Below are 22,255 nucleotides of genomic sequence, written 5' to 3' on the forward strand. Positions count from 1 at the left end.
GTTTGGACTATCGAGACGGTAGGGCCGTCCACCGCCGGGGTCAACGGTCTGTCGTGTCCTCGTCCCGGCGCTGCACCCATCCCCAGAAGTCGATCATCATCCGCTCGTAGCGGATGCCGAACTCCAGCGCGTCACGCTGCCCGCGGGTCAGCAACTCCCCGACGGTCTCGGCGAGTTCTTCGTAGGTGGCCAGGGTCCTGCGGTGCTCGTCGAGCTGTACGGGGCCGAGCACCTCGGCCCGTCCGCCGAACCACAGCTTGAGGATGCCGCGCTCGCGGGCCTCCACCGGCACGAACGCGGGGTCGTCGAGCCAGCCCCGCAGGGCCGCCCTGCCCTCGTCCGTCAGCGTCAGCACCCTGCGGTTGCGGCCGCTCTCCTGCCGCACCTGCGACAGCAGCCCCGCGTCGAGGAGGCGGTCGCACTGCGCGTACACCTGCGCGTGGGGCACCGACCAGAAGGGCGCGACCGTCCGGGCCGCCTCTCCCTTGACGTCGTACGCGCTGGCCTCGCCCAGCTTGTCGATGATGCCGAGGACGAGGTAGGAGGCGGTGGTCAGCCTTGCGTCAGCCATGGGGCGACCGTATCGCCACGCGATCACCGTCCGGCAGGCCCGCCCGGCGACCGGGCCCCGCGCGGCGGGCGCCGTCCGACGCGAAGAAGATCCGGGTGCCCGGCACAATGCGGGGTAGACGGGCGATCACGCAACCGACCGCACCTCAGCCCTCCGGCCCGGCCGCACGAGGAGTACTTGTGACCACCTACGTCATCACCGTTCCCGGGACGTTCGTCCACGGTCTCCCGGACGCCTCCCGTGCCGACGTCGAACGCAGGCTCCGCCCCCAGGACCCGCAGAACACGGACCTGGGCGAGACCGAGGAGCTGAGCCTGCTCACCGTCGACGAGGACAACCGGTTCTCCGTCCGCCTGGAGGTCGAGGCGGCGGACCGCAAGAGCGCCGAGGCCGAGGCCGTGCGGCTCGTGTCCGGCGCGTTCCGGGACAGCGGTCTGTCCGCCGACGACGCGCCGCTGGGGCCCGCCGCCGTGACGGGGATCGACCGGGAGTTCTGACCGCGCGCCGCCGCCGGGGGACGCCTCAGACCGGGCGTACGACGCTGTGGACGGCCGCATGTCCGGCGTACTGGACCGACTCCTCGGCGATCCGCGCTCCGGGGCTCGGCGCGTGGACCATCATGCCGTCGCCGACGTAGAGACCGACGTGGCTCACGTTGGCGTGGAAGAAGACCAGGTCACCGGGCTGGATGTCGCCGAGGGCGACCGCGGGGCCGGCCTGGGCCTGCTCCTGCACGGCGCGCGGGAGCATCACCCCGGCGCTCTTCCAGGCCGCCTGGGTGAGTCCCGAGGGGTCGTACGACCCGGGTCCGGACGCTCCCCACACGCACGGCATGCCGATCTGCGCGCGGGCGAAGGCGACGGCCTCCGCGGCCCTGCTGTCCTGTCCGACGACCGGAGGGGCGGCCGGAGCGACGAGGCTGTCGATGTCGAACCCCGGGCTCGTGCCTCCGGCGGCGGGAGCGGCGGGCCACGTCTGCTGCCGGCCGGCCGACCGCAGCGACTCACGCCAGGTGTCGTCGACCGGCGGCGCCGACGGCTCGTTCGCCGGGGGCATCGGGGCCGACCGGTAGGCGGCGGGCGTCGGCGCGGACGCGTAGGCGGGGGCCTGCGGCGCGGGCTCGCTCACCGGGGGCATCGGGGCCGGCTGATACGCGGCCGCGGGCTGGGCCGGTGCGTACGCGGGGGGCTGGGGTGCCGGCTCGCTCACCGGGGGCATGGGGGCGGCCCGGTAGGCGGGGGGCGCGGGTTCGTACGCGGGCGGCTGCGGCGCGGGTTCCCTCACCGGAGGCGCCGGAGGCGGCTGATATCCGCTGGGCCGGGACGGGGTCTCGTACGAGAGGGGCAGGAGCACCGATCTGACCTCGGAGACCGGGGGCGCCGGTTCGTACGAGAGAGGCAGCAGCACCGACTTGTACTCGTCTGCCGCGGGAGCGGGATCGTACACGCGGGGCACGGAGCCGGTGTCCTGCACGTGGGGCATCGAGCCCGTCTCGTACGCGCGAGGCATCGAGCCCGTGTCGTACGCGCGGGGAACGGAACCCGTGTCCTGCACACGGGGCATGGAACCGGTCTCGTACGCACGGGGCATCGAGCCCGTCTCGTACGCGCGAGGCATCGAACCCGTGTCGAAGGCCGTGGGCTGCGGTGCCGACGGGAACGACGGGGCCTGGGGCGCCTGCTGGAACGCGGGGGTCCGGGGCGCCTGTTCGTACGCGATGGGCTGCGGGGCGGGCTGGAACGCGGGGGCCTGGGGAATCGCCTGGTACGCGGCGGTCTGCGGGGCGGCCGGGAACCGGGGCTCGGCGGCCGGCCGGTACTCGATGGCCGGCGCCTGCGGCTGCTGCGGGACGGCCATGCCCTGCCGGGCCGTGTGCCGGGCCATCAGCTCCTGCGCCACGGCGAGCTTGCGCCGGGCGGTCTGCTTCCTGCCGTGCAGCGAGGCCTTCTGCGAGGCGGCGGCCGGGGCGGCCCCCGGCGGGAGCGCCGCACGGACCGCGGCCCCGGCTCCCGCCGGGGCGCCGGCGGCCATGGGCTCGGCGGCCGGGCCCGCGGTCAGCTCCAGGACGGGCCGGGCGGCCGGTTCCGAGGAGGGGCCCGCGGTCAGTTCGAGCACCGGGGCGGCCGTCAACTCGGCGACGGGCCGCATGATCTGCTCGAGCTCGTACACCGTGGGGAGATCCGAGGAAGAACCCCTGGAACCTCTCGCGCCCTCCTTCGGGCGGGCGGGCTCGGCGCCCCGGTCCGGCATCCGGTCGGCCGGAAGGATGGCCGGAGCCGAGGGTCCGAAGCGGGAACGCGCCCCGTCGAACCACTGCCGCATCAGGTCTTCCTGGGCGGGATCGGAGCCGCCGCCCTGACCGCCGCGCCGGCCCGGCCTGCGGGTGGAGTTCGCCGAAGCGCGGGTCCCGTTGAAGTTGCCGGTGGCCAACTCCGCCTGGTCGTAGAGGGACGAGAGCCTGCGGGCGACTTCTTCGCCACTGGGCGGGGTGCGTTCCGGCGCCATGGAGTGGTGCTCCTTCCGTCGTCCGCCTACCGGGTTAGCTGTCGGGTTCGGGCGGACGATTCCGGAAGGTATGCCCTACGACCCCTGCCCCGAAAGGCAGTTGGCCGATTCACCCCAAGTTCGGTGGGTCCCCGGCTCCCGCTGCCACGAGGACAGGCAGGACTCGGCGGAGGCCGCGCCGCCCGGCGGGCTTCGCCGGAGGGAGTCGGACGGCCTGGTCGCCAACTTAGCCATGTTGTGCACCCGATGTGAAGATCCACGTCCCAGATGTCCGATACATTTTCGTGACCTTCATCGCACCATCCCGCAGCGCGACGGCGAGGACACACGCCGTGCCCGAAAGGGCGGCTGAGCACGGCTTGTCGGGACGATCGGACCCGACTCCCGTCCGACGGGGCGGACTCCACGGGACCCGGTCGCCCGGTCGAGCGCCCGGGTGCCTCGATCCTGTCGAAAGTGTGCACAGAACTGGCGTTCCCGGGCGCGCCGTTCGACATCGCGGGCTTCCGTCGGTCACACCTCGACCGGTTTGCGACCGAACCGGCCGGAGGACCGCTCGGAACACATGGCGCCCGTACCGTCGGAGCACGTCGGACCACTAGAGCGAGTCGAGGATCCCCACGTGCACGATGCGCCGATCTACGCCCAACTGATCTCCGAACGCGGCGACATACCGACCCTCGTACGGAGCGAGGCCCGTCGGCTGCAACGCGACTTCGAGTGGATCCTCAACTGGGACCCGTCGACGGGCGCTCCCCTCCCCTCGTCCGCCGCGCGGCCGTCGTCCGGCTCCCGCCGCTCCCTCTCCCCCACGCCCCATCCCGACGACCGGCTCGACGCGCCCGGCGGCTAGGACGCGCGGGGCGTCGACGGACAGTGCGTGCGTGGCGTCGACGGGCAGTACGTGTGGGCGTCGACGGGCACACCGGAACGGCCGGACGGCCCCTAGAGGACGTCGGGTTCCGCGCCGGGCCGCTGGGCGGGCAGCGGGTCGAGCCCGTCGGCGATCCGGGCGACCAGGCCCGCGACCGTCGTGCCCGTGGCGTGGTGCCAGGTCCGTGCCCGGCGGATCATCGCGTGGTCACCGCCCGCGACCCGCACGGCGCTCGCGGCGGAGCCCGCCTCCACGGCCCGGCGGACGAGGGCGAAGGACTCCGCCGGGTCGGTGATCCGGTCCCGGTCTCCGTGCAGCACGATGACCCTCTTGTCCCGGAGGTGCGCCACCGGCTCGCCCTCCGGGCACCAGGGCGCCAGCGCCACCACGGCCCGTACCTGTGGCACGGCGGCGGCCCGCAGGGCGGCGCGCCCGCCCATCGAATGGCCGACGAGCACCACCGGCACCTCCCCCACGAGCGCGGAGAGTTCATCCAGGGCCCGCAGGACGTCGGCGACGGGATCGGCGTCCGCGCCGTTCCAGCCCCGGTGGCGGTAGCGCACCTGCCCGACGAAGGTCCCCTCGTCCGGCAGGGCCCGCGTCACACGACGCAGGAACGGGCGCATCCGCGCGCGGGCGACGTTCCACGGCCGCGGCGGGGCCTTGCTGTCGGCGGCACCGCCGTGCAGGACGAGGACGGCGGCCCGCGCCGGACCGGAGCCCGCGGGGACCGTGTGCCACGGCATCAGCGCAGCGGGAGCGTCCGCCGCTCCGGGCCGGACCACATCTTCGGCGGACCTCCGCACAGGGTCTCGCATGACACCTCTCCACCGCACGGCGCTCTCCACGCCCCGCATTCGATCGTGAGGAGGGATCGTCTCACCGGCCGGCGGCTCGACCGCGACCGGGCGGGTCGTTCGGGGCAGCGGCGGCAGCTCTCAGTCCCCGTTCTCGGACCGGGCACGGTTACCGTTGCGCCACTCCTGGTAGAACCGCCAGAGGCGGGTGGCCTGCGGACAGCGCCCCGACTCCCGTTGGCACGTACGGCAGTTGCCCACGTGACTGACGTAGGCGGCCTCGGGGGCGTCCCGCCCCGGCTGCGGATTCGACATGACCCTCGGCACCAGTCGGTGCGACGCGCACGAGCGCTGCGCCGCTTCTGATGCCGTGCTTCTGCGCCGAGGGCCCCGGCGGATGCACCGGGCGAGAACCGATTTCCGGCCCGTGCCCGGGCGGCTCGTCAGTCGAGGAGGTCCGCCTCGTACTCCGCGGCCACCGGGAACGGCCTGTCGGCCGGGGGCCTGCGGACCATCAGACGGGCCACCTCGAAGTCCATCTCGGTGGCCCCGGGAGGGGGTGGCGGGTGATAACGCCCGGCGCACACGGACAGGTTGACGATGAGATAGGCGTGCCACGACCGGCCCACTCCGCGCCGGTCGTCGAAGGCCTGGATCCCGTCGACCCACCACACCACCCGGTGGGCGCCGAACTCGACCGTGATGTCGACCCAGCCACCGGGGCGAATGGCAGGATTGCGGTAGTAACGGTGGGTGTTGCGTACGTGGTTGGAGAGTTCCAGCAGGTCCGGGTTGTCCGGGTGGTACTCGAAGACGTCGATCTCCTGGCCGCCGTCCCGCCAGGTCCAGACGGCAGGCCAGGCCCCGGTCACCGTCGGCAGCTTGACCCGCGTCTCCAGCACGTCCCCGGTGCGGACCATGAAGCCGTCCGCGCTGCCCTCGGTGGTCAGCAGGCCCGCGTCCCAGTCGCCGTCCGGTCTGCGGGTGGCCCGGAAGCGGCCCGTGCGGCAGTAGGCGGGATCGGTGACGAGGTGGTCGAGTTTCCCGTCGTCCGGATTGACCGGACCGCCGTCGGGATAGGCCCAGGAATGGCCCGCGACCCATTGCCGAGGCGAGGCGAAATCCGCGGTGAAGACGACATCGGACACGCGGCACTCCTCGATGACGGCGTTTCGCGTACGTCCCAGGTTCTCCCCGGACCGGCAGCGCCCACGCCCCGATCACGACAACCCGCCACAAAACAACCCATCGGGGTGAACCGGCCGCACTCCGGCGCACGGCCCCGCACCGCACGGCGCCCGGCCGCGCACAGGTGCGCCCGCCGGCGGACCGCTCCGTCCGGCGGCGCACCGGCCCGGCCGGGCCGCAGCCCGGCCGGGCGCCGCACACGGCGACCCCCGGCCGGGCTCGGCGCGGTTACAGATACGGGCGGGTGATCAGCTCGATCGCGTGGCCGGCCGGGTCCTTGAAGTACACGCCCCGGCCGCCGTGTTCGTGGTTGATCTCCCCCGGGCGCCGCATCCCGGGATCCGCCCAGTGCACGATGCCCAGGTCGGAGAGCCGCCGGTACGCCCGGTCGAACAGGTCGTCGTCGACGAGGAACGCGTAGTGCTGCATCTGGATGTCCACCGGCGGCTCGGCGAACTGGAGCAGCACGCCGTCGGACAACTGGATGTTGGTGAACGGGCCCCAGGACGGCGCTTCGGGCAGTTCCAGCAGTTCCCGGAAGAAGCGCGCCGACTCGTGGCGGTCCTTGGCTGCGACGATGGTGTGGTTGAAGGTGACTGTCATTCGGCTGACCTCAGCGGTGCTCGGCACGGAAGGGGACTCACGGGTGCACTAGGGCAGCCGGGAGGTCCGCGTGCCGGAGGGAGTCGGCGCCTCGGAGGCACTCTCCGCGCGGTCAGTCCTCCGCCGGATCGCCGATCCGTGTGTGGCTCAGAGCCGGTCCGGTGTTCACGTCGGAGGACCCTACTCGATCCGGGTGCGCCTCGAAAGCCGGAATCCTGGGGCCGGGGATCGCGTCAACGGCACACTGGGCGGCATGACTTCACCGGATGCCAAGGCCGACCTCCACCGCTACCTCCAGTCGGCTCGTGACGCGCTGCTGTGGAAGCTCGAAGGTCTCTCCGAGTACGACGTCCGCCGCCCCTTCACGCCCACGGGGACCAACCTCCTCGGTCTGGTCAAGCATGTGGCCACCATGGAACTGGGCTATCTCGGCGCCACGTTCGGACGGCCGTCCGCCGAGCCGCTGCCCTGGCTGGAGCACGCGGGCGAGACGAACGGGGACATGTGGGCCACCGCCGAGGAGTCGCGCGCGTTCGTCGTGGGGCTCTACCGCCGGGCGTGGGCCCACGCGGACGCGACGATCGACGCGTTGCCGCTGGAGACGACCGGAAGGGTGCCGTGGTGGCCCGCCGGGAAGGACGAGGTGACGTTGCATCACGCGGTCGTCCGCGTGATCGCCGACACGCAGCGGCACGCCGGGCACGCGGACATCATCCGCGAACTCATGGACGGCACCGTCGGGATGAGCGAGACGAACGAGAGCGTGATGCCGGGCGGCCCGGAGTGGTGGGAGGACTACCGGGCCCGCCTGGAGCAGGCGGCCCGGGACGCCGCCAAGGAGGCCTGACACCGGGTCCGAACCCGCCGACGCCCGGGCGCCAGGTCTCAAGGCCCAGCCCTCGGGCCCCGAGACCTCAGACCCGGACCCAGACCCAACCCCCAGACCTCAGACCCCAGACCTCACGCCTCACGCCAGTGCCCGCCCCCCCGCCAGTTCAAGGACGAGTGCGGCGATGTTCCACGCGTCGTCCTCGCCCCGGTGGTGCCGTCCCTCCAGCGGGAGCCGGGCCAGGCGCAGGGCCTGTGCCATCCCGGGCCGCTTCTTCAGCCCGTGGGCGTCGGCGAAGACCGCCTTGGCATTGGTGTGCCGCCGGCCGAAGGGGTACGGGGTCGCCGTGGCCTCGCACTGACGGGTGAACTGGTGACGGTCGTAGTCGCCCCAGCTCGCCCACGGCCGCTCCCCCGCGCGATGCACCGCGGCCAGCTCACGGCAGGCGTCGGCGAACGAGAGACCCCCCTCGACCTCCTCCTGCGTCAGCCCGGTCAGTTCCGTGCAGAAGTCGCCGACGGACGACCGCGCGGGCCGGACCAGCAGACGGTGCTTCGCCACCCGGACGCCCTCGTCCAGATCGACGACCGTCAGACCGATCTCGATGATCTCGCTCACCGCTCCGGGCGGCGGCGGGCCCTCCCAGCAAGTGGCCTCGACATCGACGACGTTCAGGAGTCCCCCGGCACTGTTCATGCGCGAGAGCGTAGAAGCGGGGACACCCGGACGGCATCCCGATTTCCGCTCCGGCCCGCGGACCGGCCACCGGCGGCCGGTGTCACGGCGTCCGGAGCGGAGGTCACGGACGCGGCCCGAGCGCAGGTCACGGACGCGGCCAGGGCCGTCCGCCGATGCGCTCGATGTCGGTGTTGAAACGGCGGAGGTAGGACGCGAAGGCGGCGATGTCGTCCTCCGGCCAGTCGGCCATCACACGGTCCAGGGAACTGATGAGCCCCTGCCGTTCCTCGTCGAGGAGCCGCGCCCCCTCGTCCGTGATGCGGAACTTGCGGGCCATGCCGCCGTCGGGGTCGGGGATCCGCTCGACCAGCCCGGCGCGCATCGCCGCCGCGGTCTGCCGGTTGAGGGTGGAGGCGTCGAGTCCGAACGCGTCGCTCAGTTCACCGATCGACATCGGCCCCTGGATCCGGATCCGGCTGAGCAGGATGTAGGCGCTGCGCTCCAGGACGCCGTCCTTGGTGCGGCCGCCTCTGTGGTTCATCCATCCATGGCGGCTGAGCAGCATCTGCTCGTACTCGACCTCGTGTGTGGGCCTGACCATCCGCCTGCCGCCTCCCGCTGTCACCTTGGGCCGCGCGTCCCACGCGTTGCGGTGCGGCCCGGCTCCATGCTCCCACACGCCCGTGCACGAGCCACATCACATGTATACGCCACACAGCATGCGCGATACATAGGACATGTACGATGCACATCTCTTGCCCCGCAGACAGATCCGAGGAGTCCCATGGACGCCCCCCAGCCCCCCGCCCGAGCGGGCGGCGTGGTCGCCACGCTCGCCTTCGCCGGCACCGTGGCGGCGATCATGCAGACGCTGGTCACCCCGCTCATCGCCGAGCTGCCCCAGATCCTGCACACCTCACCCGCGAACTCCGCCTGGGTGATCACCGTGACCCTGCTCGTCGCGGCCGTCTGCGTCCCGGTCTCCGGCCGCCTCGGCGACCTGCTCGGCAAGCGGCGGATGCTGCTCGCCTGCTCCGTCCCGCTCGTGGTCGGCTCCGTGGTCTGCGCGCTCTCCTCCTCCGTCGTCCCGATGATCGTCGGACGGGGTCTCCAGGGCATGGGCATGGGCATGGTGCCGCTGGGCATCGCCCTGCTGCGTGACGTGGTGCCCGCGGAGAAGCTGAGCTCCTCCATCGCGCTGGTCAGCGCGTCCATGGGCATCGGCGGCGGCCTCGGTCTGCCGATCTCCGCCGCGGTGGCCCAGTACGCGAACTGGCGCGTGCTGTTCTGGGGCTCCGCCGTGCTCGCCGTGGCCATCGGAACGCTGATCTGGTTCCTCATCCCGGACGTGCCGGCCGGCGCCAAGGGTCAGCGCTTCGACGTGCTCGGCGCGCTCGGGCTCGGCGTGGGCCTGGTCTGTCTGCTGCTCGGCGTCTCCAAGGGCGCCGACTGGGGCTGGGGGTCCGCGACGACCGTGGGGCTCTTCGTCACCGCCGTCGCGGTCCTGATCGCGTGGGGCGCCTGGGAGATGCGCACCAAGGACCCGCTGATCGACCTGCGCACCACGGCCCGCCCCCGGGTGCTGTTCACCAACGTGGCCTCGATCTTCGTCGGCTTCGGCATGTACGCCAGCATGCTGATCATCCCGCAGCTGCTCCAGTTCCCCGAGGCCACCGGCTACGGCCTGGGCCAGTCGATGCTCGCGGCCGGTCTGTGGATGGCCCCCGGCGGCATCATGATGATGATCGTCTCCCCGCTCGGCGGGAAGCTCACGGACGCCTGCGGCCCGAAGTTCACCTTGGTCTGCGGTGTCCTCGTGATCGCGCTCGGCTACGGGCTCGCGCTGGCCCTGATGGGTACGCCCTGGGGCCTGATGCTGACCGGCATGGTCATCAACAGCGGCGTCGGTCTCGCCTACGGCTCGATGCCGGCCCTGATCATGAGCTCGGTCCCGCTCTCCGAGACGGCCGCCGCGAACGGCTTCAACACCCTGATGCGCTCGCTCGGCACCTCGGTCGGCTCTGCGGTCATCGGCGTCATCCTCGCCCAGATGACGACCAGCGCGGCCGGCTACACCTTCACCTCCGAGGGCGGCTTCCGCACCGGTCTCGTCGTCGGCGGCTGTGTCGCCCTGCTGGCCGCCGCCATCGGCGCGGTCATCCCGGCGGTCCGCGCCGCCGCGGGCGACGACAAGGCGGGCCCGACGGCCACGCCGGAGACGGCCGCGGCCACCCGCTGAGGTTCCACGGCCCCCGTACCGGCTCCGGCGCCCCCTGGGCTCGCCGGGGCCGGTACGTCCGTACTCCCTGGTGACAGGGTTCTCGTCCCGCCTGCCGGTGAACGGGCGCGGCGGGACGCGGAGTCCTACGGCCTGGCCGTACGGTCCGGCGTACCCGCGGCGAAGGTGAAGGTCCCGCGACCGGGCCACGCGAGGTGGTCGACGGCGAGGAACGGCTCAGCGGTGACGGCCCCCGGGGTCGTCCCGGCGAAGGCCATGACGTCCCGGTGCAGATGCGACTGGTCGGCGTACCCGGCGTCGGCCGCGACCCGGGCCGCGCCCTCGCCCGCGACCAGGCGGTGGGCCGCGTGGTCGAAACGGACCAGCTTCACGGCACGCTTGGGCGGCGTACCGAGCTGCGACCTGAACCGGGACCACAGCCGCTTTCGGCTCCACCCGACCTCGGCCGCGAGGTCGTCGACCCGGATCATCCCCCGGGCGGCGACGACACGGTGCCAGGCCCAGGCCACCTCCGGGTCCACCGCGGGCCCCGCCCCGTACCGGCGGGCGAGCAGCGCGTCCGTGAGCGCGAAGCGGGCCTGCCACGACGGGAGTTCACCGAGCCGCTCACGGATGCGTGACGCCTCCCGGCCCCACAGGGCGTCCAGCGGCACGACGGCGCCGTCGAGTCCCTCGGGGGAAACACCCAGGACCGCACGGGCGATCACCGGGGACAGCCGCACCTGCACGCACTCGACGTTCTCTCCCCAGGCCCGGACACCACCGCCGGCCCCGGTCCCCGGCCCGGCGACGACGCTTCCGCACCGCCGGTCTCCGTCGGGGCCGACGACGACGGGCGAACCGGCACCGAACTCCAGCAGCACCGTGACGGCCGGGTGCGGGACCATCCGGAGCCCGTCCAGCTCACGCACGCGGAACCCGGCCATGCCGACACCGGCCACCCGGCTCGGCCGCGGCGGACGGGCCACGCCCCAGGTCTCCGCACCGTGCACGAAGGTCCGCATGTCCCCATGCTACGCACGCCGGTTGAGGGGAACATTCGTCCAATCCACCGACGGGTGCGGGCGGGGACAGTGGGCTCAGGACGGTCCCGGCGATCCCCGCCGTACGGGCGGACCGGCGGAAGGGCAGGGTGTCATGAGGATTCTCGTCTCCGGCGCGAGCATCGCCGGTCCGGTGCTGGCCCACTGGCTCACCCGGTACGGCTTCGGCGTCACCGTCGTCGAGCGGGCCCCGGCGCCGCGCAGGACCGGCGGTCACGCGGTCGACCTGTTCCGGCCCGCGATGGACATCTCGGAGCGGATGGGCGTGCTCCCGCGGATCGAGGAGCGGGCCACCGGCACGCACCGGCTGACCGTTCACCGGGAGGGCTCACGGCGTCCGGTCCGGGCGGACCTCTCCAAGATCTTCGGCGGGGCTTCGGGCCGGCACGCCGAGATCATGCGTGACGACCTGAGCGAGATCTACCGCGACGCCGCGCGCGACGACGTCGAGTACGTCTTCGGCGACTCCGTCACCGGGATCTCGCCCGGCGGCGAGGTGACGTTCGAGAACGGGGCGCCGCGCCGCTTCGATCTGGTGGTCGGCGCGGACGGGCTGCACTCCACCGTGCGCCGGCTCGTCTTCGGCGAGGGGTCCCGCACGGACTCCTTCGTCGGGGCCCACTTCGGGGTGATGAGCCTGCCGAACGTCTCCGGGCTCGACGGCGAACTCCTCATCCACGTCGGCGTCGGCCGCACCGCCGGCCTGTACGGCGCCCGGCACCTCGGCGACGCGCGGGCCCTGTTCCTGTTCCGCGGCGAGCTCGATCCCGGCTGTCACCACCATGACGTGGCCCGGCAGAAGGCACGGCTGCGCGCCGCGTTCACCGGCATGCACACCGAGGTGGACCGGTGGCTGGACGAGCTCGACCGCACCCCGGCGTTCTACTTCGACTCGATCACCCAGCTCCGTATGGACACCTGGTCGAAGGGGAGGGTGACGCTGGTCGGCGACGCGGGCTACTGCCCGGGGGCCGCCGTCGGCGGCAGCACCAGCCTCGCCGTCGTCGGCGCCTATGTTCTCGCCGGAGAGCTGGCGCGGGCCGGCGGCGACCACGAGCGCGCCTTCCCCGCGTACGAGCGGGCGATGGCGGAGCACGTACGAGGCAGCCGCGCGGTCGCGCTGAGCGCGGCGAAGACCCTCGTCCCCACGTCGCGGCTCGGCGTGTGGGGGCTGGCCCAGGGCGCCCGGCTGATCTCCGCCCTGCCCGCGCGCCCCAGCAGGGCCCTGGTCCGCCTCACCACGAAGAGCGCGCGCTTCCACGACTCCGTGACCGTCGAGGACTACCCGGCGCCCCTCGCCGCGTCAGGCCCCCTGGGCATCGCCTGAGCCGTGCACCGGACGGCGTTCGGCTTCTTCAGGCGCCGTCCGCCTGCCCAGGTAGGTCAGCGGTCCCGGGTCGGTCACGGGGATCTCGTGGAAGCCGAGGCGGTCGTAGAACGCGCGCGCAGGCCGGTTCGCGGTGACCATGCCCAGGTGGACCATGGGCACGCCGCGGTCGTGCAGGGCGGCGAGGAAGGTGCGCATCAGCGCCCGGCCGTGGCCGCGCCGCTGGAAGCCGGGCAGCAGATCGATGTGCAGATGCGCCGGATAGGCGGCCAGCTCGGGCAGGACCATGCGCTCGGGCGTGTGCAGCAGCGCGACCATCGCCTCGGAGGGGGTGCGGGGCGGTGTCGTGGGGGCGGGATAGCGGTGGGCGACGCGCGGGATCCAGGTGTCCCGGAACCGGGCGGCGAACTCGGCGGTGTCGCCGGTGCCGACCACGTAACCGACGGCCCGTCCGCTCCCGTCGTCCAGGACGAAGGCCAGTCCGGGCTCCAGAACGCAGTAGGGCGCGGCGAAGAGGGCCGGCATGAGCTGCTCGTCGGGGTACAGGGCTCGCGAGTCCCCTCCCTCGTCCGCTGTGCTCACGCACACGTCGGCGACGGCGGCACGGTCGGCGGACCGGTAGGCACGAATCATCGGCGATGGGTTCATGACCGGCATCCTGACGCCTTGGGAGCGCTCCCACAAGGGTCGGCGCAGCGGCGTCGCCGGGGCCGGACAGGGAGCGGGGGGCGCCGCTTGATGCGATGCTGAAGTACCGGATCATGACCTGGGAGCAGGGAACGACGGCAGCGTGAGGACAGTGACACGGCCGAATCGAGCGGCGATCTGGAACCGGTTCGTGGCGTCCGACCCGGGCCTGCTGCGGCTCATGGCCGGACTGCGGACCGTCGGTGCCATCGCCCTCACCCTCGCCGTCCTCGGAATGCGCGGGGCCGGTCCCAGCCTGATGGTGAGCGGCGCCATGACCGCCATGGTCGCCACCTTCTCGATCAAGGAGAAGCACCGCGGCCAGCAGGCCGTCACCCTCGCGCTCGGACTGCCCGTCGCCGTCGCGGCGATGTCGCTGGGTGCCGTGCTCAGCACCCACACACTGGCGGGCGACGTGTGCTTCATCGCCCTGATCTTCGTCGCCGTCTACTGCCGCCGCTACGGCGACCGCGGCACCGCGCTCGGGCTGATCGCGTTCCAGATCTACTTCCTGTCGCTGTTCGGCGGGGCCGGCTACTCCACCCTCGCCGAGCTGTGCGCGGCGCTGGTCGTCGCGTTCGCGTGCAGCGCCGTGGTCCGCTTCGGCGTGGTCGCCGAGTCGACCGAGCGTGTCCTCAAACGGCTGCGCAAGGCCTTCCGGGCCCGCGTGGCCCAGCTGGTCTCCGTCCAGATCGACCTGCTCGACGCCGATCGGGACGACGTCGAGAAGGCCCTGGACGACGTACGGGTGCACACCGCGCGGCTGCACGAGAGCGCGATGATGATCCAGGACCGCCTGGACGACGGGACCTCCGACAGCGCGAGCGCCTCGCTGCTCCAGCGGCGGGTGGCCGAGGCCGAGATCGCCGCCGAGCGGCTGGGCATCCTCATCCTCACCGCCCGCAGCGCCGAGCAGGCCGACACGCTCGCCCTGCATCTGCCGCACGCGCCGCTGCCCGAGCCGGGAGACCGGCTCCAGCAGCGCGACGACACCATCGCGACGCTGCACCGCGATCTCGAAGCCCTGCGGGTGCTGGTGGCCGGCCCGGTCACCGGCGAGCACGGGACCGGGGTGGCCCAGCTGCGCAACCGGCTGCTCGGCTACCGGGAGGAGGAGAACCTGCCGAACGCCCCGGCGGCCGTGCAGGACGTGTTCCGTGGCATCGGGGAGGCGGCCCGCGCGGCCCTCGGACTGCGGCTGGCGCTCGACGGCCCGCAGGACGAGAGCGACGACTCCCCCGAGACGAAACGTTCCCGCGAGGAGCTGGACGCCGAGGACGCCTCCATCGCCGCCGAGGAGAAGCACGACGACCCCCGTCCCACGGGTCTCGACCGGCCCACGACCCGGGCCGCGGTGCAGGTCTCGGTGGGTTCCTCGCTGGCCATCGTCGGCGGGGAGCTGCTCTCCCCGCAGCGGTGGTACTGGGCGGTGCTGACCTGCTGGGTCGTCTTCCTGAACACGTCGTCGACCGGGGAGATCCTGGTCAAGGGCTATCGCCGGCTGCTGGGGACGGTCCTCGGGGTGATCGCGGGAGTCATCCTGGCCGGTGTGGTGGGCAACCACACCTGGACGGCGTTCGCGCTGGTGCTGCTGTTTATCTTCGCCATGTACTTCACCGCTCCGGTGTCGTACGTCCTGATGTCGTTCTTCGTGACGGCGATGCTGGGGCTGCTGTACACGGTGCTCAACACCTACAGTCCCGCGGTGCTCGTCCTGCGGATCGAGGAGACGGCGCTCGGCGCCGTCTGCGGGATGGTCGCGGCCGTCGTGGTGCTGCCGGTGCAGACCGACCGCCGTACGGACGAGCTGCTCGCCGCCGTGCTCGTCCGGCTCGGGGACGTCACCGGGGCGGCGGTGGAGCAGCTGAGCGGCGGGATCGCGCTCGATCTGCTGGACCGGGCCCGCGATCTCGACACGGCGCTGGACAATCTGCGGGGTTCCACCAAACCGCTGACCCATCCGATCACTCCGTGGCGGGCCCGCCGTCAGACCGCGCGGTACATCGTCGCCCTGCTGGAGACGTGCGCCTACCACGCGCGCTCGCTGGCGGCGACGGCCGAGCTCCTGCCCTACAGCAAGTCGGTCGCCGCGGACCCCCGGCTCAAACTGGCGGGCCGCCGGCTCAGCCACAACATCGACGCCCTCGTCGCCCGGGTCACGCGCGACACCGGGGACGGCGTCGCGGAGACCGGGGCGAGCCTCGCCGCCATGCTGGAGCCGCAGACCCCGGACTCGCCCCGCCACGACCGGGTCACCGGCCGCGTCCTGCGTCATCTGCAGCGTCTGGACGAAGGCGTGATCGGTCTGGCCCGGCCGCTGGGCGTGCGGATCTCCACCCCCGCGAAGAAGGAGCCGGCCCGGAGCGCGGCACGCTAGCGGCGGGCGTCGGACCCGCGTCCGCCGCCGGTGTTCAGCCCACGTTCCACAGGAACCGGTGCGTGTGGATCCCGAAGTAGGGGAACGACTGCACCTGCCGGACGCCCTCGATCTGCCGTACGACGTCGTTGACGAAGTCCAGCAGATCCATCGGCCCCGGGCAGACGACCTCGGCGAACAGGTCGAATCCGCCCGAGGTCAGCACCGAGTAGACGACCTCGGGCCGCTCGGCCAGCGTGTCCGCGACCGTCCGCGGGTCGTCGTCCACGGCGATGCCGAGCAGGGCCATCGCCTGTCCGCCCATGCCCATCGGGTCGGTGACGCCGACGACCTGGACCGCCTGCGAGTCGAGCAGGCGCTGAAGGCGCTGGCGGGCCGCCGAGGCGGACAGCCCGACCCTGGGGCCGAGTTCGGCGTAGGCGATACGGCCGTCGATCTGAAGTTCACGCAGGATGGCCCGGTCGATCTCGTCCACGCTGTTCCTCTCCGGCTGGCCGGGACCCAGGGTATCGGCGCCGTTCAGCCCATCAGTTCGGCCAGGGCGGCGGCGAAGACCTCGGTGTGCCGGTCCACGTCCTGTTCGGTGGTCGCCGGGCACATCAGCGCCATGTTGTGGAACGGGGTCAGCAGGATGCCCCGGTTGGCGAGGTAGAGGTGGAGGAAGTCCTCAAGCTCCGTGTCGGCGGCGGCGGCCGATTCCGTTCCGGTGCGCGGCGCGGGGTCGGCGAACCGGTATTCCGTACGGGCTCCGAGGCGGCTCACCGACCACGGCAGGCCCCAGGTGCCGATGCCAGCACGCACCCCGGCCTCGAAGCGTTCGGACAGCTTCGCCATCGTCTCGAAGGCGGCGTCGGTCAGGACGTGCTCCAGGGTGGCGCGGGTCGCCGCCGTGGACAGGGCGTTCCCGGCGAGGGTGCCGCCGACGCCGCCCATGTCGACCAGGTCCAGGTCGGCGCGGCCGAGCAGCTGGTCGGCGAGTTCGGCCGAGAGCCCGTACGCGCCGGCCGGGATCCCTCCGCCGATCGCCTTGCCGATGGTGAGCATGTCGGGCTCCAGGTCCCAGGCGGCCGTGCAGCCACCGGGGCCGGCGGAGAAGGTGTGCGTCTCGTCGTTGATGAGCAGGGTGCCGTACCGGCGCGTCAACTCGCGGACGCCCTCCAGGTAGCCCGGCTCGGGCAGCACGATGCCGATGTTGGTGAGGGCGGGCTCCATGAGGACGGCGGCGACGTCCCGGTGGGCGAGTTCGCGCTCCAGCTGCTCCAGGTCGTTGAACTCCGCGACGCGGCTGGTGAGGGTGACGTCGCAGGGCGCGCCGACGTTTCCGGGACGGGCCTCGCCGTGCCCGTCGGGGCCGACCACGATCAGCGACTCGTCGACGCTGCCGTGGTAGCTGTAGCTGTTCACCAGGATCTTCGGGCGGCCGGTGACGGCTCGGGCGAGCCGGATGGACCAGCGGTTGGCGTCGGTCGCGGTGAGCGAGAAGCTCCAGCGGGCGAGCCCGAAGCGGCGGGTCAGTTCGGCGCCCACCCATTCCGCGTCCTCGGTGGGCAGCATGGCGGTCGCGCCGCCGCTCTCGGCGAACCGGGTCCGCACCGCCTCGGCCACGACCTCGGGCGAGTGACCGGCCATCGCGCCCGTGTCGCCGAGGCAGAAGTCGATGTACTCGTGACCGTCGATGTCGGTGACCCGGGCGCCGCGCGCGCCGTCCAGATAGCGCGGGAAGGCTCCGGCGGTCTTGTTCATCCAGGTCATCGGAACCCGGCCGAACAGGTGCTCCGCGCGCTCGTAGGCGGCCCTGGACCGCGGGTTGCGGCTCTCGGCCTCGGCGCTCTCACGCGCCAGGAGCTGCTGAAGGCGGGTGCGGTCCATCGGGGGCTCCTCTGTCGGCGGCTGCGATCGCCGGGGCCGGTCGGCCATGGGGCCGACGGGCGCGGACGGCGAGCGGATACATCAAGAGTACGAACGCATGCGGCACCGAAGCAAGGTCCGACGCTCGATTCGAGCGTATCGACAACTGATTCGAGCGCAGGGACGCTCGAATCAGTTGTCGCTCTCCGGAACCCACCGGGGGCGGAGTCCGGCTACACGGAAGCCTCCGGGGCCCAGACCCGGTCGGCGTAGTCCAGGAAGTTCGTGCCGAGGATCTTCTCGATGCGCTCCGAGCGGAAGCCGCGCCGCTCCAGCAGCCGGACGAGGTCGCGGAACTGGTCCACGCCCCGCAGGTCGATCACGAAGGGGAGCGTGTCGTCGCGCTCGCCCGCCGCGCCGACCCCGGCCTCGCGCCGCAGGGCCACGTGCTCGGCGAGATGCGCCCGGTAGGCGTCGAGGTCGTCGATGGACGTCACGGTCCCGTCGGTGCCGATGCCGACGTGGTCCTCTCCGCACACGTTGACCGCGTGGACGATGTGCTCGACGACGTCGGCGGCCGTCGCGTGCCCCGACACGTTCAGGAACGGCATGAAGTAGATGCCGACGAAGCCGCCGCGCGAGGCCACCAGGCGCAGTTCCTCGTCGGTCTTGTTGCGGGGGAGGTCGGCGAGGGCGCGGCAGCCCGTGTGGTTGATCGAGACGGGGCGGCGCGCCACCTTGGCGGCCTCCAGGCAGGTCCGCTCGCCGCTGTGCGAGAGGTCGACCATGAGGCGGTGCTCGTCGAGGGCCTCGACCACGGTGCGGCCGAAGTCGGTCAGCCCCCGGTTCTCCGGCGCCATGGAGCCGTCGCCGATGTGGTTGGCCTGGTTGTACGTGAGCTGGACGACCCGGACACCGCGCTCGGCGAAGGTGGCGACGCGTCCGGTGTCCTCGCCGACGGCGACGGCGTTCTGGAAGCCGTAGATCACGCCGATCCGGCGCTCCTCGCGGGCCCGCCGGATGTCCGCCGCCGTGCGGACCTTGAGCAGGTCGGCCGCGTTGTCGCGGATGATCCCGTCCCACACGTCGATCTCGTGCAGGGTGTGCTCGTAGGGCGGCAGATCGCCCATCGTGTAGCCGAGCGTGATGTTCACGGCGGTGAGGCCGGAGGCGTGGGCGTCGGCCAGCGTACGGGCGTCGACGGTCAGTTGCTCGCTGGAGGGGTTGAGCTGTGCGGCGGCCTCGGCCGAGCCGGGAGCGTTCGGATTGTCGAGCTGCCCGAGCGCGTTGACGATCAGGGGGAGGTCGGTCATCGGGTCTCCTCGGCGGGGTGGTTCACGGCGGCGCCGTCGAAGTCCCGGCGCTCGAAGCGCCGGCCTCGCTTGACGGTCAGGGTGAGGCTGCGCAGGTTCTCGATGTCCCGCAGCGGATCGTCCTCCAGGACGACGAAGTTGGCGAGCTTGCCCGCCTCGACGCTGCCCATGAGGTCCTCGGCGCCCGCGCTGCGCGCGCCGACGAGCGTGGCGGAGCGCAGCACCTGCGCGGGGGACATCCCGCAGCGCCGCACGAGGAAGGCCAGCTCGTCGTAGAGGGCGGGGAACGGGTCCCCCGCGTCGGTCTCGTAGTCCGTGCCGGTCGCGATCTCCACGCCGGCCCGGTGGGCCTGGGCGGTGAGGACGGCGGCGAGCTCGGTGTTGGCCGCGGCTCGGGCCGCGTCCTCGGGCCCCTCGCCCGCGAGGGCCTCGCTCGCCCACATGCCGGCGGTCGCGTCGAGGACGGTGCCGCGCCGGCGCATCAGGGCGAACAGTTCCTCGATCCGGGGGTCGTCACCGTCGGCGAACCGGTCGTGGTCGACCTTCGGCTTGGTCTTGTAGCTGGTCAGCGGTTCGTCGGTGCCCTCGAAGGCGAGCAGCGTGACATGGGAGACGCTGTTCACGCCGGCCGCGACGACCTCGCCGGGCGAGGCCGGGAAGACGGTGGCGTGGGCCCAGACGGGGATGCCCTGGCGCTGCGCCTCGGCGGTGATCGCGGCGACGGTGGTGCGGTCGAGGTCGGCGTACACCTTGATCGCGGACGCGTGGGTGCCGCGCGCGAGGGCGACGGCGATCCGCAGGTCGGTCTCCTCGGTGATCGCCTGCATCCACGGCACGGCGCCGGGGGTCTCGCCCTGGGACACCTGGTGGGTGCGCGGGTCGTCGAAGAAGCCGGGTCCCGCCATCAGCGCTGCGTAGCGGATGTCGGGGCCGGGGATCTCGCCGACGAGCGTGGCCCGCGCGAGGTCGCCGACCTGGCGCAGGTCGTCGGCCATGTCCCGGACGGCGGTGACCCCGCTGTGGACGAGGCGGCGCAGCACGGCCTCGGCGACGGGCCGGTCGGGCGGGGTCGCGATGTGCTGGTGGGCGTCGATCAGACCGGGGATGACGAAGCGTCCGCCGAGGTCGAAGACCTGGGCGTCGGCGGGGAGGTCCGCGGCGATCTCGGCGTCGTCGCCGACGGCGCGGATGACCTGGCCGTCGATGACGATCGACGTCGAGCCCCGGGCCGGGGCGCCCGTTCCGTCGAACAGTGTGGCGCCGCGGTAGACCGCGACGGCTCCCGCCGCCGCGGGCGCGTGCGGGGCCGGGGCGCCCGCAGTCTCGTCCGTCATCTTCACCTCAGTGGTAGCTGTGTCGGGGTCGGCGGTGGCTCCGCCCGGTCCGGTCGGCCGCTTGGACCATCTTGTTACGCTCTACGTAACAGCCGTATCGTCTCTCGCAACATGCGCTACCGTACGCTCGCATCCGACGACGTCACAAGGAGGGGCCCGAATTGCCCGAGGCACCCCGCACCGCGGTGGACAAGGCCCTGGACCTGGTCGAGGCCGTGGCCCGGGCGGCACAGCCACCGCGTCTCACCGACCTCGCCGAGGAGGTCGGCCTGCATCGCGCGACCGCCTACCGCGTGCTCGTCGACCTGGTCAGGCGCGGCTGGGTGCTCCGCGCCGGCGACCGCTACCTGCCCGGCACGGCGGTCCTCCAGCTGTCGTCCTCGGCGGCACGGAACTCGCTCGGCGCGCTGGCGCGGCCGGTCCTGGTGGCGCTGTCCGAGCACACCGGCCTGATGGTCAACCTCCAGGTGCCCGAGGCCGACCGGTCCCGGGTGATCGACGTCGTACGGCCCGACCGGCTGGCGATGATCAGCAGTCTGACCGGGCAGGCCCTGCCCGTGCATCGGTTCGCCGGCCCGCTCGCCCTGGTCGCCGCGCTCGGCCCCGCCGACCGGGTCCCGTATCTGCGCGCCGCCGAGGAGGCCGGGTTCCCGCTGGAGGGACCCGGTGGGCTGCTGGCCGACATCGAGGAGGCCGAGCGCACCGGATTCGCCGTCGAGTACGGGCGCAACGAACAGCCGGTCGCCTCCCTGGCCCGCGCCGTGGTCACCCCTTCGGGCACGCCCGCCTGCGCCCTCACCCTGGTCGGACTGGGGCCGGACTTCGCCGAGGACCGTCTTCCCGGGCTGCGGGAGCGGCTGCGCGAGGCGACGGACGACCTGGCACGGATCCTCTCCGGCCCCGCGGCCTCCGCACCCCCGTCCCCCGCCCCGTCCACCGAAGGCACGGCATGAGCGAGATCCTCTTCCTCGACGGAGCGCGGACGCGCGCCGCACTCGATCCGCACCGCGTCCTGGACGCGGTGGCCACGGCCCTCGTCGCCATCGGCCGGGACGAGGTCTCCGTACCGCCGCGGATCGCCGCGCACACCCCGCACGGACTGCTCGGCGCGATGCCCGGTCATGTGCCCGGCCTCGGGCTCGCGGCGAAGCTCGTCTCCGTGTTCGTCGACCCGCTGCGCCCCGGGCGCAGCAGCCACCGGGGCGTCGTCGCGCTGTTCGACGAGACCGACGGCCGCCCGCTGGCCCTGATGGACGCCGAGCCCCTCACCGAGATCCGTACCGCGGCGACCGCCACGCTCAGCGCCCGCGCCCTGGCCCGTCCGGACGCCGGCCGGATCGCCGTCGTCGGAACGGGCGCCCAGGCACGGGCCCAGATCGCGCTGCTCGCGGCCGTGGACCCCGCCACCCCCGTCGTCGTCGCGGGCCGCGACCCCGTGCGCGCCGGGAGCGCCGCCGCGCTCCACCCGGCCGGACAGGTCGCGGAGAGCATCGAGGCAGCCGTACGAGGGGCGGGCACGGTGTTCTGCTGCACCGGCGCCGAGCGTCCGGTCATCCGTCGCGCCTGGCTCGCCCCCGGCACGCACGTCAGCTCCGTCGGCGGCTCCCACGGGCCCGAGCTGGACGCGGACACCGTCCGGGACGCGGCGCTCTTCGCCGAGTGGCCCGGCGCCGCCACGACCCGGCCCCCCTCAGGCGCCCACGAACTCCAGGACCTGCCGCCCGCGCGGGAGGTGACGCTCCTCGGTTCGGTCCTCGGCGGCGAGCACCCCGGCCGGCGCGACGACACCGAACTCACCCTGTTCAAGTCGACCGGCCACGCCGCGCTCGACGTGGCCGCCGCCCATGTCGCCGACGCGGTGGCCCGCGCTGAGGGGTGGGGCACCCGCATCGCCCTGTGAGACGGGGTCCGGGCGCCCGGCGCGGGTCCGTGGACTTTCGTCCCCCGGTTCGACCATGCTGAAGGTGCCACCGCCGGTTCCACCGGTCCGGGACGGACCGCGGGCACCGGCGGATCGGGACGCGAAGGGAGGCCGACGCCCC

At 73.0% G+C, this 22,255-nt stretch carries 21 protein-coding genes and 1 riboswitch; of the genes, 8 read left to right on the plus strand and 13 right to left on the minus strand.

Annotated elements, in window-relative coordinates:
* Positions 1 to 40: 40 nt before the first annotated feature.
* Positions 41 to 571 carry a helix-turn-helix transcriptional regulator gene (locus tag ACFWI4_RS30335; RefSeq protein WP_385404193.1) on the minus strand — a complete coding sequence of 177 codons (531 nt, stop codon included), beginning with the start codon at positions 569 to 571 and terminating at the stop codon, positions 41 to 43.
* Positions 572 to 750: 179 nt separating this feature from the next.
* Here ACFWI4_RS30335 and ACFWI4_RS30340 point away from each other — a divergent pair, with 179 nt between their 5' ends.
* Entirely contained in the window at positions 751 to 1,068 is a 318-nt protein-coding gene (locus tag ACFWI4_RS30340; protein WP_387202650.1) for a hypothetical protein, read from the plus strand.
* 25 nt (positions 1,069 to 1,093) lie between these two features.
* On the opposite strand, the gene ACFWI4_RS30345 is transcribed toward ACFWI4_RS30340, so the two are convergent.
* Positions 1,094 to 3,076: an NlpC/P60 family protein gene (locus ACFWI4_RS30345; RefSeq protein ID WP_387202654.1), complete on the minus strand. Its 1,983-nt coding sequence runs from the start codon at positions 3,074 to 3,076 to the stop codon at positions 1,094 to 1,096.
* A gap of 7 nt (positions 3,077 to 3,083) precedes the next feature.
* A riboswitch (cyclic di-AMP (ydaO/yuaA leader) is annotated at positions 3,084 to 3,255 on the minus strand.
* 443 nt (positions 3,256 to 3,698) lie between these two features.
* Here ACFWI4_RS30345 and ACFWI4_RS30350 point away from each other — a divergent pair.
* A complete protein-coding gene (locus ACFWI4_RS30350; protein ID WP_387202657.1) occupies positions 3,699 to 3,929 on the plus strand; it encodes a hypothetical protein in 231 nt (76 codons plus the stop codon).
* Between the two features lie 92 nt (positions 3,930 to 4,021).
* Here the strand turns inward: ACFWI4_RS30350 and ACFWI4_RS30355 are convergent, their stop codons facing one another.
* The 3 genes from ACFWI4_RS30355 to ACFWI4_RS30365 all read right to left on the minus strand — a co-directional run bounded on the left by ACFWI4_RS30355 (position 4,022) and on the right by ACFWI4_RS30365 (position 6,538).
* Entirely contained in the window at positions 4,022 to 4,768 is a 747-nt protein-coding gene (locus tag ACFWI4_RS30355) for an alpha/beta fold hydrolase (protein WP_387202660.1), read from the minus strand.
* A 422-nt stretch (positions 4,769 to 5,190) separates the two neighbouring features.
* The gene (locus tag ACFWI4_RS30360; RefSeq protein ID WP_387202663.1) at positions 5,191 to 5,895 is read right to left on the minus strand and encodes a beta-glucanase; all 705 of its coding nucleotides are present in this window, start codon (positions 5,893 to 5,895) and stop codon (positions 5,191 to 5,193) included.
* 268 nt (positions 5,896 to 6,163) lie between these two features.
* On the minus strand, positions 6,164 to 6,538 hold the full coding sequence (locus ACFWI4_RS30365) for a VOC family protein (protein ID WP_387202666.1): 375 nt from the start codon (positions 6,536 to 6,538) through the stop codon (positions 6,164 to 6,166).
* 253 nt (positions 6,539 to 6,791) lie between these two features.
* Between ACFWI4_RS30365 and ACFWI4_RS30370 the strand changes: the two genes are divergently transcribed.
* Complete coding sequence (locus tag ACFWI4_RS30370; RefSeq protein WP_387202669.1) at positions 6,792 to 7,385, plus strand: DinB family protein; 594 nt, start codon at positions 6,792 to 6,794, stop codon at positions 7,383 to 7,385.
* Positions 7,386 to 7,505: 120 nt separating this feature from the next.
* Here the strand turns inward: ACFWI4_RS30370 and ACFWI4_RS30375 are convergent, their stop codons facing one another.
* Positions 7,506 to 8,063: an exonuclease domain-containing protein gene (locus tag ACFWI4_RS30375; RefSeq protein ID WP_387202672.1), complete on the minus strand. Its 558-nt coding sequence runs from the start codon at positions 8,061 to 8,063 to the stop codon at positions 7,506 to 7,508.
* Positions 8,064 to 8,190: 127 nt separating this feature from the next.
* Positions 8,191 to 8,646, minus strand: coding sequence for a MarR family winged helix-turn-helix transcriptional regulator (locus tag ACFWI4_RS30380; RefSeq protein WP_385404216.1), 456 nt, complete (start codon positions 8,644 to 8,646; stop codon positions 8,191 to 8,193).
* Positions 8,647 to 8,829: 183 nt separating this feature from the next.
* On the opposite strand from ACFWI4_RS30380, the gene ACFWI4_RS30385 reads away from it, so the two are divergent.
* Complete coding sequence (locus tag ACFWI4_RS30385; RefSeq protein WP_387202675.1) at positions 8,830 to 10,284, plus strand: MFS transporter; 1,455 nt, start codon at positions 8,830 to 8,832, stop codon at positions 10,282 to 10,284.
* A 125-nt stretch (positions 10,285 to 10,409) separates the two neighbouring features.
* On the opposite strand, the gene ACFWI4_RS30390 is transcribed toward ACFWI4_RS30385, so the two are convergent.
* On the minus strand, positions 10,410 to 11,288 hold the full coding sequence (locus ACFWI4_RS30390) for a helix-turn-helix domain-containing protein (protein ID WP_387202678.1): 879 nt from the start codon (positions 11,286 to 11,288) through the stop codon (positions 10,410 to 10,412).
* A gap of 133 nt (positions 11,289 to 11,421) precedes the next feature.
* Between ACFWI4_RS30390 and ACFWI4_RS30395 the strand changes: the two genes are divergently transcribed.
* Entirely contained in the window at positions 11,422 to 12,654 is a 1,233-nt protein-coding gene (locus ACFWI4_RS30395; protein WP_387202681.1) for an FAD-dependent monooxygenase, read from the plus strand.
* On the opposite strand, the gene ACFWI4_RS30400 is transcribed toward ACFWI4_RS30395, so the two are convergent.
* A complete protein-coding gene (locus ACFWI4_RS30400; RefSeq protein WP_387202684.1) occupies positions 12,631 to 13,302 on the minus strand; it encodes a GNAT family N-acetyltransferase in 672 nt (223 codons plus the stop codon). The two genes, ACFWI4_RS30395 and ACFWI4_RS30400, sit on opposite strands and share 24 nt — an antisense overlap.
* Positions 13,303 to 13,444: 142 nt before the next feature.
* Here ACFWI4_RS30400 and ACFWI4_RS30405 point away from each other — a divergent pair, with 142 nt between their 5' ends.
* Entirely contained in the window at positions 13,445 to 15,718 is a 2,274-nt protein-coding gene (locus ACFWI4_RS30405) for an FUSC family protein (protein WP_387202687.1), read from the plus strand.
* Between the two features lie 34 nt (positions 15,719 to 15,752).
* Here the strand turns inward: ACFWI4_RS30405 and ACFWI4_RS30410 are convergent, their stop codons facing one another.
* The 4 genes from ACFWI4_RS30410 to ACFWI4_RS30425 all read right to left on the minus strand — a co-directional run bounded on the left by ACFWI4_RS30410 (position 15,753) and on the right by ACFWI4_RS30425 (position 20,213).
* Complete coding sequence (locus tag ACFWI4_RS30410; RefSeq protein ID WP_385404232.1) at positions 15,753 to 16,193, minus strand: Lrp/AsnC family transcriptional regulator; 441 nt, start codon at positions 16,191 to 16,193, stop codon at positions 15,753 to 15,755.
* A 44-nt stretch (positions 16,194 to 16,237) separates the two neighbouring features.
* Positions 16,238 to 17,587 carry a transaminase gene (locus ACFWI4_RS30415; RefSeq protein WP_387202692.1) on the minus strand — a complete coding sequence of 450 codons (1,350 nt, stop codon included), beginning with the start codon at positions 17,585 to 17,587 and terminating at the stop codon, positions 16,238 to 16,240.
* Between the two features lie 212 nt (positions 17,588 to 17,799).
* The gene (locus ACFWI4_RS30420) at positions 17,800 to 18,879 is read right to left on the minus strand and encodes a dipeptidase (RefSeq protein WP_387202695.1); all 1,080 of its coding nucleotides are present in this window, start codon (positions 18,877 to 18,879) and stop codon (positions 17,800 to 17,802) included.
* Positions 18,876 to 20,213 carry an amidohydrolase family protein gene (locus ACFWI4_RS30425; protein WP_387202698.1) on the minus strand — a complete coding sequence of 446 codons (1,338 nt, stop codon included), beginning with the start codon at positions 20,211 to 20,213 and terminating at the stop codon, positions 18,876 to 18,878. The genes ACFWI4_RS30420 and ACFWI4_RS30425 overlap by 4 nt, the downstream gene beginning before the upstream one ends.
* Positions 20,214 to 20,374: 161 nt before the next feature.
* On the opposite strand from ACFWI4_RS30425, the gene ACFWI4_RS30430 reads away from it, so the two are divergent.
* Complete coding sequence (locus tag ACFWI4_RS30430; RefSeq protein WP_387202701.1) at positions 20,375 to 21,166, plus strand: IclR family transcriptional regulator; 792 nt, start codon at positions 20,375 to 20,377, stop codon at positions 21,164 to 21,166.
* Entirely contained in the window at positions 21,163 to 22,113 is a 951-nt protein-coding gene (locus ACFWI4_RS30435; protein WP_387202703.1) for an ornithine cyclodeaminase family protein, read from the plus strand. The genes ACFWI4_RS30430 and ACFWI4_RS30435 overlap by 4 nt, the downstream gene beginning before the upstream one ends.
* Positions 22,114 to 22,255 lie beyond the last annotated feature (142 nt).

The organism is Streptomyces sp. NPDC127038 (genome assembly GCF_042725875.1).
Taxonomy (GTDB): domain Bacteria; phylum Actinomycetota; class Actinomycetes; order Streptomycetales; family Streptomycetaceae; genus Streptomyces.